At 37.7% G+C, this 374-nt stretch carries 1 protein-coding gene; it reads left to right on the forward strand.

Going from position 1 to position 374, the window contains the following annotated elements:
- Window positions 1-232, forward strand: a 232-nt coding sequence (locus tag AB4496_RS22100) for a hypothetical protein (protein ID WP_372131975.1), incomplete at its 5' end; no start/stop codon positions are given.
- Between the last annotated feature and the right edge of the window lie 142 nt (window positions 233-374).

The raw sequence follows: 374 nt of genomic DNA on the forward strand, positions 1-374 counted from the left end.
ACATTTCATCACTACTTTGAGGAAGAATAAAATCCTTTTTGATGGTTATTACTCGGAAATAGACAAGTTTTGTAATGAATTATCCGATTTATTGGAAAAGTTAGTAGCTTGCAATCCATCTGATTCAAAATCTATGAAAAGTCACGGTACGGTTATTTATCACCGATTAACAGACTTCTCGTCAATCCTTAAAGGTAACTTAGACTTACTGAAAGAAAAACAGGTGGTGTAAGTATAAACTGCTAACAAACAATTTAAGAGTGATTCCCCACGCTTGGCATTTTGGGTTTGGGTTTAGTTCAGTGTTTACGGCGTCCAAATTGAGTTTTGTGGTGGCGTTGCTCACCACTTAACGCGGCTACATGGATTCCCCC

The sequence above is a fragment of the Vibrio sp. 10N.222.46.A1 genome, from assembly GCF_041473595.1.
GTDB lineage: Bacteria > Pseudomonadota > Gammaproteobacteria > Enterobacterales > Vibrionaceae > Vibrio > Vibrio tasmaniensis_A.